At 72.1% G+C, this 14,827-nt stretch carries 20 protein-coding genes; 8 read left to right on the forward strand and 12 right to left on the reverse strand.

Annotation, left to right across the window (positions count from 1 at the left end):
• Positions 1 to 171 precede the first annotated feature (171 nt).
• Positions 172 to 447 (forward strand): chaplin, encoded by a 276-nt coding sequence (locus tag RWE79_RS12830; protein WP_475940193.1) that lies wholly within the window; start codon positions 172 to 174, stop codon positions 445 to 447.
• Positions 448 to 531: 84 nt separating this feature from the next.
• Here the strand turns inward: RWE79_RS12830 and RWE79_RS12835 are convergent, their stop codons facing one another.
• Positions 532 to 882, reverse strand: a complete 351-nt coding sequence (locus RWE79_RS12835; RefSeq protein ID WP_475940194.1) for a hypothetical protein — start codon at positions 880 to 882, stop codon at positions 532 to 534.
• Between the two features lie 172 nt (positions 883 to 1,054).
• Here RWE79_RS12835 and RWE79_RS12840 point away from each other — a divergent pair, with 172 nt between their 5' ends.
• On the forward strand, positions 1,055 to 1,321 hold the full coding sequence (locus RWE79_RS12840) for a chaplin (RefSeq protein WP_475940195.1): 267 nt from the start codon (positions 1,055 to 1,057) through the stop codon (positions 1,319 to 1,321).
• A gap of 33 nt (positions 1,322 to 1,354) precedes the next feature.
• The gene (locus RWE79_RS12845) at positions 1,355 to 1,657 is read left to right on the forward strand and encodes a hypothetical protein (RefSeq protein ID WP_475940196.1); all 303 of its coding nucleotides are present in this window, start codon (positions 1,355 to 1,357) and stop codon (positions 1,655 to 1,657) included.
• A 234-nt stretch (positions 1,658 to 1,891) separates the two neighbouring features.
• Here the strand turns inward: RWE79_RS12845 and RWE79_RS12850 are convergent, their stop codons facing one another.
• The 6 genes from RWE79_RS12850 to RWE79_RS12875 all read right to left on the reverse strand — a co-directional run bounded on the left by RWE79_RS12850 (position 1,892) and on the right by RWE79_RS12875 (position 6,448).
• Positions 1,892 to 2,194 (reverse strand): hypothetical protein, encoded by a 303-nt coding sequence (locus RWE79_RS12850; RefSeq protein ID WP_475940197.1) that lies wholly within the window; start codon positions 2,192 to 2,194, stop codon positions 1,892 to 1,894.
• 136 nt (positions 2,195 to 2,330) lie between these two features.
• Positions 2,331 to 3,581 (reverse strand): beta-ketoacyl synthase N-terminal-like domain-containing protein, encoded by a 1,251-nt coding sequence (locus RWE79_RS12855; RefSeq protein WP_475940198.1) that lies wholly within the window; start codon positions 3,579 to 3,581, stop codon positions 2,331 to 2,333.
• The gene (locus tag RWE79_RS12860) at positions 3,578 to 4,867 is read right to left on the reverse strand and encodes a beta-ketoacyl-[acyl-carrier-protein] synthase family protein (protein ID WP_475940199.1); all 1,290 of its coding nucleotides are present in this window, start codon (positions 4,865 to 4,867) and stop codon (positions 3,578 to 3,580) included. The genes RWE79_RS12855 and RWE79_RS12860 overlap by 4 nt, the downstream gene beginning before the upstream one ends.
• 17 nt (positions 4,868 to 4,884) lie before the next feature.
• Positions 4,885 to 5,745 carry a cupin domain-containing protein gene (locus tag RWE79_RS12865; RefSeq protein ID WP_475940200.1) on the reverse strand — a complete coding sequence of 287 codons (861 nt, stop codon included), beginning with the start codon at positions 5,743 to 5,745 and terminating at the stop codon, positions 4,885 to 4,887.
• The gene (locus tag RWE79_RS12870; RefSeq protein WP_475940201.1) at positions 5,742 to 5,990 is read right to left on the reverse strand and encodes a hypothetical protein; all 249 of its coding nucleotides are present in this window, start codon (positions 5,988 to 5,990) and stop codon (positions 5,742 to 5,744) included. The genes RWE79_RS12865 and RWE79_RS12870 overlap by 4 nt, the downstream gene beginning before the upstream one ends.
• Before the next feature lie 107 nt (positions 5,991 to 6,097).
• The gene (locus RWE79_RS12875) at positions 6,098 to 6,448 is read right to left on the reverse strand and encodes a MarR family transcriptional regulator (protein ID WP_475940202.1); all 351 of its coding nucleotides are present in this window, start codon (positions 6,446 to 6,448) and stop codon (positions 6,098 to 6,100) included.
• 137 nt (positions 6,449 to 6,585) lie between these two features.
• On the opposite strand from RWE79_RS12875, the gene RWE79_RS12880 reads away from it, so the two are divergent.
• Positions 6,586 to 7,341: a SigB/SigF/SigG family RNA polymerase sigma factor gene (locus RWE79_RS12880; protein ID WP_475945780.1), complete on the forward strand. Its 756-nt coding sequence runs from the start codon at positions 6,586 to 6,588 to the stop codon at positions 7,339 to 7,341.
• Between the two features lie 74 nt (positions 7,342 to 7,415).
• Here the strand turns inward: RWE79_RS12880 and RWE79_RS12885 are convergent, their stop codons facing one another.
• The 5 genes from RWE79_RS12885 to RWE79_RS12905 all read right to left on the reverse strand — a co-directional run bounded on the left by RWE79_RS12885 (position 7,416) and on the right by RWE79_RS12905 (position 12,222).
• A complete protein-coding gene (locus RWE79_RS12885; protein WP_475940203.1) occupies positions 7,416 to 8,069 on the reverse strand; it encodes a response regulator in 654 nt (217 codons plus the stop codon).
• Complete coding sequence (locus RWE79_RS12890) at positions 8,066 to 9,253, reverse strand: sensor histidine kinase (protein ID WP_475940204.1); 1,188 nt, start codon at positions 9,251 to 9,253, stop codon at positions 8,066 to 8,068. Before RWE79_RS12890 ends, RWE79_RS12885 begins: the two co-directional genes overlap by 4 nt.
• A 64-nt stretch (positions 9,254 to 9,317) precedes the next feature.
• Entirely contained in the window at positions 9,318 to 10,112 is a 795-nt protein-coding gene (locus RWE79_RS12895) for an ABC transporter permease (RefSeq protein WP_475940205.1), read from the reverse strand.
• Entirely contained in the window at positions 10,109 to 11,116 is a 1,008-nt protein-coding gene (locus tag RWE79_RS12900) for an ABC transporter ATP-binding protein (RefSeq protein WP_475940206.1), read from the reverse strand. The genes RWE79_RS12895 and RWE79_RS12900 overlap by 4 nt, the downstream gene beginning before the upstream one ends.
• A 275-nt stretch (positions 11,117 to 11,391) precedes the next feature.
• Complete coding sequence (locus RWE79_RS12905) at positions 11,392 to 12,222, reverse strand: MHYT domain-containing protein (RefSeq protein WP_475940207.1); 831 nt, start codon at positions 12,220 to 12,222, stop codon at positions 11,392 to 11,394.
• 327 nt (positions 12,223 to 12,549) lie between these two features.
• Here RWE79_RS12905 and RWE79_RS12910 point away from each other — a divergent pair, with 327 nt between their 5' ends.
• From RWE79_RS12910 to RWE79_RS12925, 4 genes are all read left to right on the forward strand, one after another.
• Positions 12,550 to 12,936 (forward strand): sortase-dependent protein, encoded by a 387-nt coding sequence (locus RWE79_RS12910; RefSeq protein ID WP_475940208.1) that lies wholly within the window; start codon positions 12,550 to 12,552, stop codon positions 12,934 to 12,936.
• Positions 12,933 to 13,559, forward strand: a complete 627-nt coding sequence (locus tag RWE79_RS12915; RefSeq protein WP_475940209.1) for a class F sortase — start codon at positions 12,933 to 12,935, stop codon at positions 13,557 to 13,559. The genes RWE79_RS12910 and RWE79_RS12915 overlap by 4 nt, the downstream gene beginning before the upstream one ends.
• Before the next feature lie 94 nt (positions 13,560 to 13,653).
• Entirely contained in the window at positions 13,654 to 14,145 is a 492-nt protein-coding gene (locus tag RWE79_RS12920; RefSeq protein ID WP_475940210.1) for an RNA polymerase sigma factor, read from the forward strand.
• Complete coding sequence (locus RWE79_RS12925) at positions 14,129 to 14,632, forward strand: hypothetical protein (RefSeq protein ID WP_475940211.1); 504 nt, start codon at positions 14,129 to 14,131, stop codon at positions 14,630 to 14,632. The genes RWE79_RS12920 and RWE79_RS12925 overlap by 17 nt, the downstream gene beginning before the upstream one ends.
• Positions 14,633 to 14,827 lie beyond the last annotated feature (195 nt).

A 14,827-nucleotide genomic window follows, 5' to 3' on the forward strand; every position in this document is an offset into this window, starting at 1 on the left:
CAAGGCTCCTGGTCAGGAAGGAATCTGATCGCCCCCCAGATTCTGGGTACCAGCCGCGGAGCCCGGCGGCGCGGCCCCGGGGGCCAACCGGGTGACGGCGCGCATCCGGCGAAAATCCCGGTCGTTGACCATCCCGATCCCCCGATCATGACCGACGAAAGGAAACGACTCGTGAAGCGTCTGTCCCAGGCCGCTGTGCTGACCCTCGCGGCGGGTGCCGCCGTGATGGGCAGCGCCGGTGGCGCCATGGCCCACGGCGGCCACAATGGCGGCGCGTCGGCCGACGCCAAGGCAGTCGGTTCCCCGGGTGTGGTGAGCGGCAACATCATCCAGGTCCCGGTCGACGTGCCGATCAACATCTGCGGCAACAGCATCAACGTGATCGCCCTGTTGAACCCCGCCATCGGCAACACCTGCGTCAACGCCTCCGGCGGCCACCACAAGTAGCCCCGTACCGACGTACCGCGGAAGGCCGCCGGGGCGATGCCCCGGCGGCCTTCCGTATGCTGACGTCCCGCCGGCCGGCCCCGCTCAGTCGGGGATCGCGTGCGACACCCTGCGCAGCGCGCCGCCGAGCACCCCGGTGGCCATCGCCCCCGGCTGGGTGTCCTGCGCCGACAGCATGCCGAACGGCCCGAAGTCCAGCCGCTGGTCCCCGGCCTTCCCGGACAGCCGCGGCGGCGGGGTGCGCACCGTGTTCGGCATCTGGACGATGTCACTGACCTGGTCCGGTACCGCACGCACCTGGGAGTCCAGCGCGGCCACGGCCGGCGACACCCGGTCCGCCGCGGCGGGATGCTCGGCAGCCGCCGCGCCCGAGGCCGACGCGGCCCCCGCGCACATCGCGAGGATGACCGCGCCCGCCCCTGTGGAGATCTTCACGGATCGCCTTCCTTTCCGAATTCTCGGGCATTGCGGTGCCAACGAACCGGGCCGCCCGCAGTGCACGCCCACCAGGGCCAACCGGGTGACGGCTCGCATCCCATGCGAAAAGTCGTCGTTGACCAGAGCGATCCAGGCACGGATCAGTCGTGATGGACGAAAGGAACAGCTAGTGAAGCGTCTTACGAAGGCCGCAGTGCTGACCGCCGCTGCGGGAGCCGCGGTACTCGGAACCGCCGGTGGCGCCGTCGCCCACGACGGTGGGCACGACGGTGGGCACGGCGCTTCGGCCCAGGCGATCGCCGCCGGCTCCCCCGGTATCGCCAGCGGCAACATCATCCAGGTCCCGGTCGACGTGCCGATCAACATCTGCGGCAACAGCATCAACGTGATCGCCCTGTTGAACCCCGCCATCGGCAACACCTGCGTCAACGCCTGATCCGGGCACCGAACACCACAGGAGACAAGCACCATGCTGAAGAAGGCACTCGCCATCGCCGCCGCCGCTGTCGCCGGCACCGGCGCTGCCGCGGCCATCGCCCCCGCCGCCCACGCCTCGGACACCTCCGGCGGCAACTACTCGCAGAACATCAACGTCATCCCGCACCCCTGCGTCGACGTCAAGAACGTCCTCAACGGCATTGGCCTCGTCGGCGCCAACGTGCCCATCGCCAACAGCTTCGAGGGCCAGCAGTGCAACGAGAAGTCCAAGATCAACGGTGACCACAAGGCGCCGCTGTCGGACTTCGCCGACATCGGCGCCTATCAGCACTGAGTACGGGAGTTCCCCGGCGGCCGTCCCGCAGCAGCGGGGCGGCCGCCTTGTCGCGGTCCGAGTGCCGCCGAGCGCGGCCGGAATTCGGCCGGAGCGGGGGCCGGAGCGCGGGCCGGGGGATCGATACGGATCCGCGCCACGACACACACAAACCCGGCCCTCACGGAATCGCCGTGGGGGCCGGGCTCGGGACCTGCGCCTGCGCCTGCGCCTGCGAACCTTCGCGGGAACGCGTCAGTGCTGGTAGGCGCCGGCATCGATGAAGTCCGACAGCGGGCCCTTGTGGTCGCCGTTGATCTTGGACTTCTCGTTGCACTCCTGGCCCTCGAAGCTGTTGAGGATCGGCACGTTGGCACCGACGCCGCCAATGCCGTCGGCGACGTTCTTGACGTCGAGGCAGAGGTGCGGAAGGAGGTTGGTGTTCGCCGAGTAGTTGCCACCCGAGGTGTCGGAAGCCTGAGCGGCCGGGGCGATGGCGCCCGCGGCACCGGTGGCGGCGACGGCGAGCGAAGCGCAGGCGAGAGCCTTCTTCAGCATGGGTTTTCTTCTCCTCTGAGTTCGACGGCGTCAGTTCCGGACGCCGACACCAGTTCAAACGCGTCAGAGGGAAGGACGTGACGGTTATCGATGCATGAGGTACTTTCTTTCACTCTCTGGGTGGATATAACCCGTTTTATACGAATGCGCCCAGGACAACAGCGCTGTTGAAGCCGCCCGTCCCCCGAGCCACCACCAGCGCCGTACGCAGCCGCTCGGGCCGCAGCCGGCGGGTGACCAGGCGGATCCCGTACCGCTCCAGGGCCGCTTCGGCGTCCGCCTCGGGGTCGGCACCGGCGGTGGGCGGCACCGAACCGGTGCGCAGCGCCAGCGCGGCGGCCGCCACATCCAGCGCACCGGCACCGGAGGTGAGCCGGCCGACCGCCGACTTCGGCACGGTGACCGGCAGTGCGGCCAGCCGGGACCCGAAGACCTTCCGCAGGGCGGCGGCCTCGGCGGCGTCCCCGTCGGGGTGGCCGGCGCCGTCGGCGAAGACCACGTCCACGTCCTCCGGGGCCCGTCCGGCCTGCGCGAGTGCCAGGGTGACCGCCCGGGCCAGCTGGACGCCGTCCGGGGCGGGCAGGGTGTGGTGGTGGGCGTCGTGCGTGGCGGCGTGGCCGAGCAGTTCGGCGTAGATCCGGGCGCCGCGCATGGCGGCGTGCGAACGCTCCTCCAGCACCATCAGCGCGCCGCCCTCCCCCGGCACGAACCCGGAGGCGTCCGGGCTGAACGGCCGGTAGGCGCGATCTGGATCCTGCCCGCGATATACCGTATGCAATGTTGACTGGCAGGTGAGCGCGAACGGCGACAGCGGGGCCTCGGTGCCGCCGACCAGCACCGCCTGGCTGCCGCGCCGCAACAGCCGCCAGGCCTGCTTGAGCGCGTCGAGACCGCCGGCGCCGTCCGACGAGACGACCCCGCAGCCGCCGGTCAGTCCGTGCCGGATGGAGAGCTGGCCGGTGCTGGCCGCGTAGAACCAGGCGATGGACTGGTACGTGCTCACCTTGCTGGGGTGGTCGGCCCACAGGGCCTGCTCCTCCTTCTGCCCGAACTCATTGCCACCCGAGCCCGCCGCGGTGACCACCGACAGCTGGAACGGCAGGTGGTCGGCGGGCTTGAGGGCCGCGTCGGCGAGCGCCATCTCCGCCGCGGCCATCGCGAACCAGCTCCAGCGGTCGGTCTGGACCCGGAGCTTGTTGGTCATCCACTCGGCCGGCTCGAAGCCGGTGATCTCCCCGGCCACCGCGATCGGCGATCGGGTGGCGTCGGGGCGGACGAGCCGGCGGAGGCCGCTGCGTCCGCCGAGCGTGGAACGCCAGTACGGTGCCGTGCCGATGCCGGTCGGGGCGACGACGCCGACGCCGGTGAGGACTGCCCCAGTGTTCATACGTCAGCCTCCGCAGCTGAGAGGACCGCCGAGAAGACCATCGCCGACTGGAAGCCCCCGAAGCCGCTGCCCACCGACAGGGCGTGCCGCACCGGCTGCTCCCGGGCGAAGACCGGCGTGTAGTCGAGGTCGCAGTCGGGATCGGGGTGGACGAGGTTGGCGGTGGGCGGGATGACGCCCCGGTCGACGGCCAGCGCGCAGGCGGCCATCTCCAGCGAGCCGATCGCGCCCAGGGAGTGCCCGATCACGGACTTGATGGAGCTGATCGCCACCTTGTGCGCGTGCTCGCCCAGGGCCCTCTTGTACGCGGCGGTCTCATGGCGGTCGTTCTGGGTGGTCCCGGAGCCGTGGGCGCTGATGTAGTCGAGCTGGTCGGGGCGGACCCCGGCCTCGCACATGGCGGAGATGATCGCCTCGCTCAACTCGTAGCCGTCGGGGCGCAGTCCGGTCATGTGGTACGCGTTGGCACGGTTGTCGAAGCCACGGACCTCGCAGTAGATGTGCGCCTCACGGGCGAGGGCGTGTTCCAGCTCCTCCAGGACCAGGACCGCTCCGCCCTCGCCGAGGACGAAGCCGCTGCGTTCCTTGTCGAAGGGGGTCGAGGCCTGTGCCGGGTCGTCGCCGCCGATGGTGGTGGCCCGGATCGCGTCGAAGCAGGCCACGGTGATGGGTGAGATGGGCGCGTCGGAGGCACCGGCGAGCATGATGTCCGCCTCGTCGTCCCGCATGGCCTGGAAGGCGTAGCCGATCGCGTCGATGCCGGAGGTGCAGCCGGTGGAGACCACACCGCAGGGTCCGTGCAGCCCGTGCCGCAGCGATATCTCGCTGGCGGCCGAGGACGGGTGCATGGCCCGGTAGAGGAAGGGCATGCCGTGCTCCGGGGCGACCTCCCAGTGACGGCCGGCGTCACTGGCGACGACGTACTCGTCCTCCAGCGTGACGGTGGCGCCCACCGCCGTGCCGAGGCTGACGCCGATGCGCTCGGTGTCCTCGTCCTGGACGCGCAGACCGCTGTCGGCCAGCGCCTCGGCCGAGGCGGCCAGGGCGAACTGGGCGAAGCGGTCGTTGCGCCGGATCTCCTGCGGGGTGAGGCCGGCCGCGACCGGGTCGAAGTCGCACTCGGCTGCGATCCGTGAGCGGTACCGCGAGGCGTCGAAGCGGCTGATCCGGCGAATGGCCGGGCGTCCGCCCACGATCCGGTTCCAGAACGCCTCCCGCCCCACCCCGCCCGGCGCGACCGCGCCCACACCCGTGACGACGACCCGGCGCCCCGCGGGAGGCGCCACCGACCGGCCTCCTGCGCTCACCGGTCGACCAGCTCGCGTACGACGCGTTCGGCCGCCTCTTCCCTGCTCTCGGTGTCCACATGGCCGAGGTCGGGGCGCGGCGCCAGCGGACTGAGGAAGAACACCCCACGGGCGGACGCCGCGGTCTCGTTGACGACCCGGTGCTTGACGTTGCGCGGGATCAGCAGCGCCTCGTCCTTGCGCACGATGTGCGGCACCCCGTCGAGGTCGAGCCGCAACTCGCCCTCCACGACGACCAGATACTCCTGGGAGTACGGGTGGTAGTGCTCGGCCACCGCCTCGCCGGGGCCCAGCAGCACGATGCCGCAGAACCCGTCGGTGCAGCCCACCGAGCCGGGGGTGAGCAGGGTGCGCAGGTCGCCGCCGCGGCGGTTGTCGGGCTTGACGTCGCTGATGTGGACGGCGCGGGTGCGGCGGGCTTCGAGGCGGTCCTTGATGAGCTGGAGCTGCACCTTGGAGTTGCCGTTGATGCGGTGCCGCATGCCCTCGTCGTCGACGGGGGCGTCGGGCTTCATCCTGAAGTCCTGGACCCACCGCATCCGGGTCTGCTCGGGCCCGATCTCCTCGTACTGCCAGAAGATGTTCATGAACTCGAAGGGACCGGTCTCCACCCGGCGGGCGCGGACGGTGCGGCCGGCCGGGTCGGTGGTGCGCTCGGAGACCCAGGACCACACGCGGCCCTTCTCGTCCGGGTGCATGGTCAGCCGGAAGGTGACCGTCTTGCCCTCCTGGCTCAGGATCTCCGCGGCGGCGTACTCGCTGAACAGGTCCGGCCAGCTCGCCACGTCGTTGGTACGGGTCCAGACATAGGTGAAGGGCGCGTCGATGACGATCTCGTTCTCGGTGTGCGCGGTCATCGTACGGTCACCGCCTCTTCGACCATGCGGCGCAGCTGCGTCGGGGTCGTCTCGGCGGTCAGGCATTCCTCCACGTCGACACCCCACCGGGCCACGACTCGCGCGGCGATCTCGGTGCGGCCCAGGGAATCGATGTCGAGCTCCCGGAAGGAGTCCTCGAAAATCCCCGGTCCCACGGGCGGCTCGGCGCCGACGGCGAGCAACAGCGTCGCCAGCTCGCTGTCGCTGAAGTGAGTATCGGTCACAGACGTCACGGGTACCTCCAACCACACGGCCGATTAATCAGACCAACGGTCCCCACAGTTGGGGAGCACGTCACGCGGCAGCCGTCGGGTCCACCCGGACGGGGGCATCACTCGGGGGAAACCTCGGGGTCGTGGGCGAAGACGTTGAGCAGGTCGCCCACGAAATGACTCGCCTCCGCCGGGTGGCGGAAGTGACCCCCCGGGTTGATGGTGTACTGGTTGCGTCGGCCGACCCGGGCCTTGGTCAGATACCCGCCGGCGACCAGGTCGGCGACGATTCCCTGCGCGGCCCGCTCGGTGATCCCGGCGTGCACCGCCACCTCCCGCAGCCGCGCGTCCGGCTTTCTGGCGAGTTCCAGCAGGACACGGGCGTGGTTCGTCAGGAACGTCCAGCGGCCGCCGGAGTCCTGGGACGCCGGGCCGGAGGCCGGTTCGGAGGCCTGTTCGGGGGTGGTCATGCTCTCCCTCGGGCAATCAGAGGAACCACTATTGACGAAATTTATTTCGTCTATTCATTGACACGCTACCCCTCCGGCGCCACGATCGAAAGGTGACTGCATCCGAGAGTGCCGAGGCGCGCGACCTGTCCAAGGTCATGTTCGCACGGCTGAGGGAGCTGGAAGAGGGCACGTACGAGTACCAGTACGTACGCAACACCCTGATCGACCTCAACCTCACCCTCGTGCGCTACGCGGCGCGCCGCTTCCGTTCCCGCCACGCCCAGCGCGACGACATCCTGCAGGTCGGCACGATCGGCCTGATCAAGGCCGTCGACCGCTTCGACATCCAGCGCGGGGTCGAGTTCACCACCTTCGCGCTGCCCACCATCGTCGGGGAGATGAAGCGCTTCTTCCGCGACACCAGCTGGGCCGCCCACGTACCGCGGCGCCTTCAGGAAGCCCGGATCGACATCGCCCGCGCCACCGAGGGACTCGGCAAGCAGCTCGGCCGCGATCCGACCACCGCCGAGCTGGCCGGCGAACTCCAGCTGACCGAGGCCGAGATCATCGAGGCCCAGGTGGCCGCCGACAGCGCGTACACCGCCTCGTCGCTGGACGCGACCACCGCCGACGACGACAGCGAGGGCGCCCTCGCCGCCCATCTGGGCCGTCTGGACCCGTCGTTGGAGCAGATCGACAACCTTGTCAGCCTCGGGCCGCTGATCGCCGCGCTCGACGAACGCGACCGCATGATCCTCTCGTTGCGCTTCGGCGCCGAACTCACCCAGGCCGAGATCGCCGATCGCATCGGCGTCTCCCAGATGCATGTCTGCCGGCTGCTCAAGCGGATACTGGCCACGCTGCGCGAAGGGCTCCTGGCGGAGGTGGCGGAGGCCCCGGCCGCCGGCTGACGGGCGGCGGGTGACGGCGGACCGCGACGGGTGACGGCGGACGGCGGACCGCGACGGGTGACGGCGGACAGGCCCTACAGCCAGCCGCGTTCACGGGCGATGCGCACCGCCGTATGCCGGTTCTCGGCCGAGAGTTTCGCGGCGGCGGCAGACAGGTAGTTGCGCACCGTGCCCGGGGACAGGCAGGCGCGCCGGGCGATCTCGGCGACCGGCGAGCCGTCGGCGGCGAGTTCCAGCACCTCGGCCTCGCGGGCGGTGAGCGGCGAGTCGCCGGCGCTGATGGCGTCGGCGGCCAGCTCGGGGTCGATGTAGCGGCCCCCGGCGTAGACGGTACGGATGATCTCGGCGAGCTGCCGCGCCGACACCGTCTTCGGCACGAAGCCCCGTACGCCCGCTGAAAGGGCCCGTTTGAGGTGGCCGGGCCGGCCGTGGCCGGTCACGATCATCGTCCGGCACCCGGCCAGCCTCGCCCGCAGCGCGGTGGCGACCGCCACGCCGTCGCCCCCTCCCGGCCCGCCCGGCATCTGCAGATCCAGTACGGCGACGTCCGGGCGGTGGGCCACGGCCATGGCGATCGCCTCGGCGCCGGTGGCCGCCTCGGCCACCACCAGCAGGTCGTCCTCGTACGACAGCAGCGCGGCGAACGCCCCCCGGATCAGATGCTCGTCGTCGGCGAGCAGTACCCTGATACGTCCGTCACCGGTGACGGACTCCGGTTCGGCACTCATACCGTCACCGTGAGGCGGAAGCCGCCCGGCCGCGGCTCGGCCGTGAGCGTGCCGTTGAGTGCGGCGAGCCGTTCGCGCAGCCCCGCCAGACCCGACCCGCCGCCCTCGTCGCCCCGGGGTTCGGGCACGCCGTCGTTCTCCACGGCGAGCACCACACCGTCGCCCACCGACAGCCGGATGGTGCAGCGCTGTGCCTCACTGTGCCGCAGCACATTGGTCGTGGCCTCCCGGATGACCCAGCCCAGCGCCGCCTGGATCCGGGGCGGCAGTGTGCTCCCGTCGTCCCCCTCGGCCCGCCCGTCGACGCCCGCCGCGCGCAGCACGGACAGCGCGCCGGCCAGTTCCACCGCCAGGTCGGCCTCGCGGTAGCCGCGTACGACATCGCGGACCTCGCGCTGCGACTCCCGGGCGATCCGCTGCACCTCCACCATCTGCTCGGCCGCCTCCGGGCGCCCCCGCCGGGCCAGTTGCACCGCCAGCTCGCTCTTCAGCGCGATCACCGCCAGGTTCCGTCCCATCACATCGTGCAGATCACGTCCGAACCGCAGCCGTTCCTCGGCGACCGCCAGCCTCGCCTGGAGCTCCCGGGTCGCGTCCAGCTCCCATACGGCGCCCAGCAGCCAGGCCGAGAAGCCGCAGGTGAAGACCCAGCCGCAGGCGGCGAGCAGCACCACGACGCCGATCGGGACGCTCTCGTCGCCCGGCAGTCCCAGCGCCGCCCCGACCGCGGCCGTCCCGGCGGCGGTGCCGAGCACGGCGTACAGCATGCGACGGGTCGTACGGATGCCCAGGACCAGCGCGCCCAGGCCGAAGCAGGTGAAGGCGACCACGGGCATCGGCATGTCGGCGGCGTTGCCGATGACCCCGGTCGCGCGCAGGGCCAGCGTCGCCACCGTGCCGGCCGCGGACAGCACGGCCACCGCGGCCAGCAGCCGGTCGGGCCGGCCGCGGCGGCCCAGGATCCAGTCCAGCGCCCGCGACGACAGCACCGCGCACAGCACGGCGTGGCCGACCACCAGCGCGGACAGCCCGGCCCTGAGCCAGGGCACGGTCTGCGACTGGAGGACCGTCAGGCCGATCAGGCCCACCTCGATCAGCGCGAAGAAGTGGAACGACCAGCGCGTGTACAGCTCGATCCGGGCGGGGTCGCTCCGCCGGTCCCACCAGCCCGTCAGCCTCGACATCCGGCTTCCGCCCTCTCCCACCGTCGCCCACCCCCTCGTTCCGTTCCCCGGCCGTCCGGCGAGGTCAGCGCCGCGGTTCCCAGCGGAACCACCGTCGTACAGCAAACACGGCCACCACCGTCCAGGCCAGTGCCGCACCCAGCGCCACCGGCACCCCGGCGGTCCCGGCGTCGCCGAACCAGCCCGCCCGGACCAGTTCCATCACCGGCGTCACCGGCAGCCACCGGCACGCCTCGCTCATCGGACCCGGCATCGAGTTCAGCGGCATCAGCAGCCCCGAACCCACCGTCGACACCAGCAGCAGCGGCGCCGTGGTCAGTTGGGCCAGCTCCACGCTTCGGGTGAAGACCGTGGACGCGGCCGCCAGCGCGGTCAGCAGCACCACCCCCAGGACCACCCCGGCCAGCAGCAGGTCCGGCCTGCGCGGCGGCCCCAGGTCCAGCAGCACGGACCCGGAGACCACCAGCAGCACGCACTGCGCCAGCGCCACGGCCACCGCCGGCAGCGCGGTGCCGGCCAGGATCGCCGGATCCGTCGGCTCGCCGGTCCGCAGCCGCTTCAGCACCAGCTCCTCGCGGCGCGCCACATAGGTGGTGACCAGGTTGTAGTAGACGACGAAGAGCAGTACGAACCCGATGCCGCCGCTCATCGCCAGCGCGTCGGTGTCCGGTGCCGCCGTGCCGGCCTGCTCGTACTGCCCGAACACCGGCCGCCAGGCCGCCACCATGCCGACCGGCAGCAGCAGCGCGGTGGCCAGCGCCGTACGGTTGCGCCACAGCAGGGTCAGTTCCGCGCGCCCCAGGGCGGCGATGGTGCCGGTCGTGGTGGCGGTCCTCGTGCCGGTCGTGGTGGCGGTCATCGCGCGGTACCCCCGACCGTTCCGTCCGTGCCGTCCGTGCCGTTCGTGCCGTTCGTGCCGTCCGGCCCGGCGGAGCCGGCGGAGTGCGCCGAGTCGGCGATCGCCAGGAACGCCTCCTCCAGGGACGCGGTGCGGGCGTCCAGCCCGTCCAGCGTCACGTTCCTGTCCTGCGCCCAGCGCAGCAGCGCCGTCAGCGACTCCTGCAGCCTGCCGGTGTCCAGTACGATCCGGCCCTGGCGGACCGTGTGCCCCAGGACGCCCGGCCCGTGCAGCGGCGGCAGATCGCCGGGAAACCATCCCGCCGGCAGGGCGAAGGAGATCCGGGCCGGTCTGGCCGCCGTGACCTCGGCCGGGGTGCCCGAGGCCACGATCCGGCCGTCCTTCATGATGGCCAGCCGGTCCGCGAGGGCCTCGGCCTCCTCCAGATAGTGCGTGGTCAGCAGCACGGTGACCCCGTCCGCCCGCAGTTGTCGCACCAACTCCCAGGTGTCGCGCCGCCCTTCGGCGTCCAGCCCGGTCGTCGGCTCGTCCAGGAACAGCACCTCGGGCCGGCCCAGCAACGCCAACGCCAGGTCCAGGCGCCGCCGTTCACCACCCGACAGCTGCTTGGTCCTTACCCGGGCCCGGGCCGCCAGTCCGACCATGCCCAGCGCCTGGTCCGGCGGCCGGGCCCCGCTCACGCAGCCCGCCCACATCCGCGCCGTCTCCGCCACGGTCAGGTCACCGGGGAAGCCGCCCTCCTGGAGCATCACGCCGATCCTGGGCCGGACCCGCGCCCGCTGGGCATACGAGTCGTACCCCAGGACCCGGACCGTCCCGCCGCTCGGCCGGGCCAGCCCCTCCAGCAGTTCCACGGTCGAGGTCTTCCCCGCCCCGTTCGTGCCGAGCAGCGCGAACACCTCCCCGCGCCCGACCCCGAACGACACTCCCCGTACGGCCTCGAACCCGCCCGCGTATCCACGGCGCAGCCCGGCGGCCTCGATCACGTTCTCCCCGGTATCCATGCGACAAGCCTCCGCCGCCGGGCCGCCGCCGGGCAGTGCGGGCTGTCACCGGCCGCCATGACGAATGTCATCCGGGGACGCGGCCGGGTGGACGCCGTGATCCGGGCCCACGGCGGGGATCGACGTCCTCCACGCCAACGCGGGCGCGGTCCGGTGCGGTGCCGTCGGCACCCGGCTGCGCGCCGAGCTGGACCCGGGGTGGCTGACGGCCCATCACGCCTGGCCCGGCCGCATCCGGTGCGCGGCCGAGCCGTCATCGTGACCGTGCCGAGCCGTCACTGGAAGAACTGGTGCCGGTCCGCGTGCCGCCTGCGGTTCGCCTCGTCGGCGGCCGCCTGCCGCTCCTGGGGTGATCCGGTCTCCCACACGTCCGCCGCGCGGCGGACCGTCTCGGCCACCGGGTTCATCAGCACGGCGAAGCTGACGAGCAGGACGACCAGGCTCAGCCCGATGACCAGCGGGACCACGAACGCCACTGCGCTGACCCCCTCGTCGACGCTGCCCCGGCCCACTCCCTCGGGGGTGACCGCGAGCATCCCGGTGTAGTGCATCCCGCTGACCGCCAGCCCCATCACCAGCGCGGCGCCGGTGATCGGCAGCGCGCCCGAGATCCGCAGGGTCGCCCACAGCGCGGCGGTGGCCGCCACGACGGCGATGACCACGGAGAGCGCCACCACCAGGGCGTCGTAGCTCACGCCGCCGGGCAGGCGTACGGCCGCCATCCCGATGTAGTGCATGCCGGCCACGCCGAGCCCGGCGAGCAGACCGCCCCCGAGCAGCGACGACCACGACGAGCCGCGCCCGGCGACCAGCATCCCGGCGCCCACCACCAGCACCGCGACCACCCAGCTCAGGACGGTGAGCGGTACGTCGTAGCGAAGCGACATGTCGTCGATGCTGTAGCCGAGCATCGCGACGAAGTGCATCCCCCAGATCCCGGTCCCCAGGGACACCGCCCCCGCGGTCAGCCAGCCCTTCCCCTTGTCGAGTCCGACCGCGTGCAGACGGCTCGCACAGGCGAGTCCCAGGGCCGAGCCGATACAGGCGATCGCGTACGCGAGGACCGGATAGACCGTGCTCGACCACAGATGGTGCTGATGTACCACTTGGCACTTCCCCTCACAGGCGCGGCACGACCGGGCCTGCCCCATGGATCCGAGCGATCATCCTCGGCGATTGTTCAAATTTCTACCACTGCCGGGGCACAGAAATCCCACCTCCGTCACCAAAACGTGATTCGCGACATTTGTGACGCACCGTCACATCGCAAGCCTGCCACCCCGATAGCCGCTCCGCATTCCACCCGATTCCCCCCCACCCGAATGGCTTTACCTTCTCTTTGCAACCTGGTCCGGGGCTGCCTCGTCTCTCCGCTCGATCCGTAACCCAGCCCGCCCCGAGCACCCTGGCGGGCCGACGAAAGAGAGCCATTCATGCGCCGAACTGTTCTGGCGGCCACGGCACTCGCCTGCACCGCCGTACTGGCGAGCGTGGCACCCGCCTTCGCCGCCGCGGCGAGCGCCAGCCCCACGACGGCCGCGACCCGCGCGGCCAGCGTGAGCGCCGTGCCGAGCACCGCGCCGAGCGCCACGGAGGACGGCACCCGCAGCCCGAGCGCCGCACCCAGCACCGCACCGACCCGGGCGACCGAGTCCCAGGTCGGCGTCGTCCCCTCAGGCGCGCCCGACACCGGCGTGCCGCCGCTGGCCGAACAGTCCGACACCAAGGGCGAGATGATCGGCGGCGCCGCCGCCGCGCTGCTCCTCGCCGGCGGCGCCGGGGTCCTTGTCGTACGGCGCCGGCGGACGACCGGGGCATGACCTCCCCCTCCCGGCGCGCCTTCGCCACCGCGGCGATGGCCTCCGTACTCGCGGGCTGCGGCGGCCCCCGCAGCAGCCCCGGGAGCGGCCGGGCCACCACCGCGACCTCACCCTCCGGCGGCACGCCGACGCCCGGGCCCGCCACAACGGCACCGCGCGCGCTGGGGCGTTCGGTCCCGGTCGGGCTGCGGATCCCGGCCATCGGGGTCGACACCCCCGTCATGCGGCTCGGGCTGGCCCCGGACGGCAGCGTGCAGGTGCCGCCGGTCGCGGCGCACGACCCCGCGGGCTGGTACCGGTACTCGCCGACACCCGGCCAGCTCGGCCCGTCGGTGATCCTCGGCCATGTCACCGTCGGCGCCTACGGGGACGGGGTCTTCCGCCACCTCGCGGAGCTGCGCCGGAACGACCGGATCGTGGCGCGGCTGAAGAACGGCACGGCGGCGGAGTTCACCGTCGGCGCCGTGCGGACGTACGCCAAGGCACACTTCCCGGCGCACACGGTCTACGGGGACGTGGACCGCCCCGAACTGCGGCTCATCACCTGCGGCGGCGCCCGTACCGGCGCCGGGTACCCCGACAACGTCGTCGTGTTCGCCGCGCTGACCTCCGGGAGCCATTGAACACCCCGCACGCCCCCGGGATCCCGGGCCGGTGGACCGTACGCCAACGGCCCGGGATCCTTCCCCACGAGTGCCATCACGACCATGGAGAGCGTTGAAACGGTCCCGCGAAACGGCAGCCTCCGAGCTGTTCGCCGCCCTCTACCCCCGCCTCGCCGGCTGGTGCCGCCGGTTGGTCGACGACGACGGCACGGCCCACGAGATCGCCTCGGAGGCGTTCACCCGGCTCTGGGCACGCTGGACGACGGTGAAGGAACCCCGCGGCTTCCTCTACGTCACCGCCGCCAACCTCGTCCGGGACCACTGGCGCAAGCTCGAACGCGAGCGCAGAGCCATGCGCCGCGCCACCATCGAAGCCGCCGTCCGCCCGCAGACCGAACAGCCCGACCCGTCGGTACGGCTGCTCGTACAGTCCCTCCCCGAACGGCTACGCGTCCCGATCCTGCTGCACTACTACGCTGACATGCCGATCCGGGAGGTGTCCGAACTGACCGGACGCAAGGAAGGGACCATCAAGGCCGACCTCCACGCGGCCCGAGAACTGCTCCGCGCCGACCTGAGGAGAAGCCTTGATCACACACTCTGACGACGGCTCCCACGACGGCCCCGACGACGGGCTCGGCCCGAAGCACGACGACCCCCTCGCCATCCTGCTGCGGCCCACCCCCACCCACCTCGGCCCGCCCCCCGGCCGGTACGGAGCCATCCGTCGCGCCGCCGCCCGCCGCCGGCTGCTGCGCACCGCCGCCGGGGTCGGCGCGGCCTGCGCCGTCGCCGTCCTCATCGCCGTACCGCTCCGCCTGACGGCCCCCCAGCCCTCCGCACCCCCGGCGATCCCCCTCGCCCCGCCGTCCGCGAACGTCCCCCCGGCGACCCCCACCCCCTCCGCCTCGCCCTCCCGGCCCGCCCGCCCCAGCCCCAGCACAGCCCCCGGCACCACCACTCCCACCACCCCGTCCACCGGCGCGACCGCTCGCTCCGCCGGCCCGTCACCGACCGAGACCTCACGAAGCGTCCACCCCTCGACAGCGGCCCGGGACAGCCCAGGCACGCAGACCGCGACCGACAACTGACGTCCGGCCGGTCCCCCCGCCCGCCCCCAGCCACCTTGCACCCGTCGGTGGTCGACGCGAAGAGATTCGTCACTCTGAGTGATTGGTTGGATGCGTAAAGTGAGGTACGTTCAAAGGGTCTCGGCTGGTTGTCAGTGCGGGACGCCGCGGCGTGTGGCCGACACGGCCGCGGGGCGATGCGTGCCGGCCACAAGG

Source organism: Streptomyces sp. RLA131 (genome assembly GCF_056270125.1).

Bases quoted from the DNA above. Each gene is read 5' to 3' on its own strand.
- RWE79_RS12845 (WP_475940196.1), top strand. From the start codon at position 1,355: ATGCTGAAGAAGGCACTCGCCATCGCCGCCGCCGCTGTCGCCGGCACC.
- RWE79_RS12850 (WP_475940197.1), bottom strand. From the start codon at position 2,194: ATGCTGAAGAAGGCTCTCGCCTGCGCTTCGCTCGCCGTCGCCGCCACC.
- RWE79_RS12855 (WP_475940198.1), bottom strand. From the start codon at position 3,581: ATGAACACTGGGGCAGTCCTCACCGGCGTCGGCGTCGTCGCCCCGACC.
- RWE79_RS12865 (WP_475940200.1), bottom strand. From the start codon at position 5,745: ATGACCGCGCACACCGAGAACGAGATCGTCATCGACGCGCCCTTCACC.
- RWE79_RS12875 (WP_475940202.1), bottom strand. From the start codon at position 6,448: ATGACCACCCCCGAACAGGCCTCCGAACCGGCCTCCGGCCCGGCGTCC.
- RWE79_RS12880 (WP_475945780.1), top strand. From the start codon at position 6,586: ATGTTCGCACGGCTGAGGGAGCTGGAAGAGGGCACGTACGAGTACCAG.
- RWE79_RS12885 (WP_475940203.1), bottom strand. From the start codon at position 8,069: ATGAGTGCCGAACCGGAGTCCGTCACCGGTGACGGACGTATCAGGGTA.
- RWE79_RS12890 (WP_475940204.1), bottom strand. From the start codon at position 9,253: ATGTCGAGGCTGACGGGCTGGTGGGACCGGCGGAGCGACCCCGCCCGG.
- RWE79_RS12895 (WP_475940205.1), bottom strand. From the start codon at position 10,112: ATGACCGCCACCACGACCGGCACGAGGACCGCCACCACGACCGGCACC.
- RWE79_RS12900 (WP_475940206.1), bottom strand. From the start codon at position 11,116: ATGGATACCGGGGAGAACGTGATCGAGGCCGCCGGGCTGCGCCGTGGA.
- RWE79_RS12910 (WP_475940208.1), top strand. From the start codon at position 12,550: ATGCGCCGAACTGTTCTGGCGGCCACGGCACTCGCCTGCACCGCCGTA.
- RWE79_RS12915 (WP_475940209.1), top strand. From the start codon at position 12,933: ATGACCTCCCCCTCCCGGCGCGCCTTCGCCACCGCGGCGATGGCCTCC.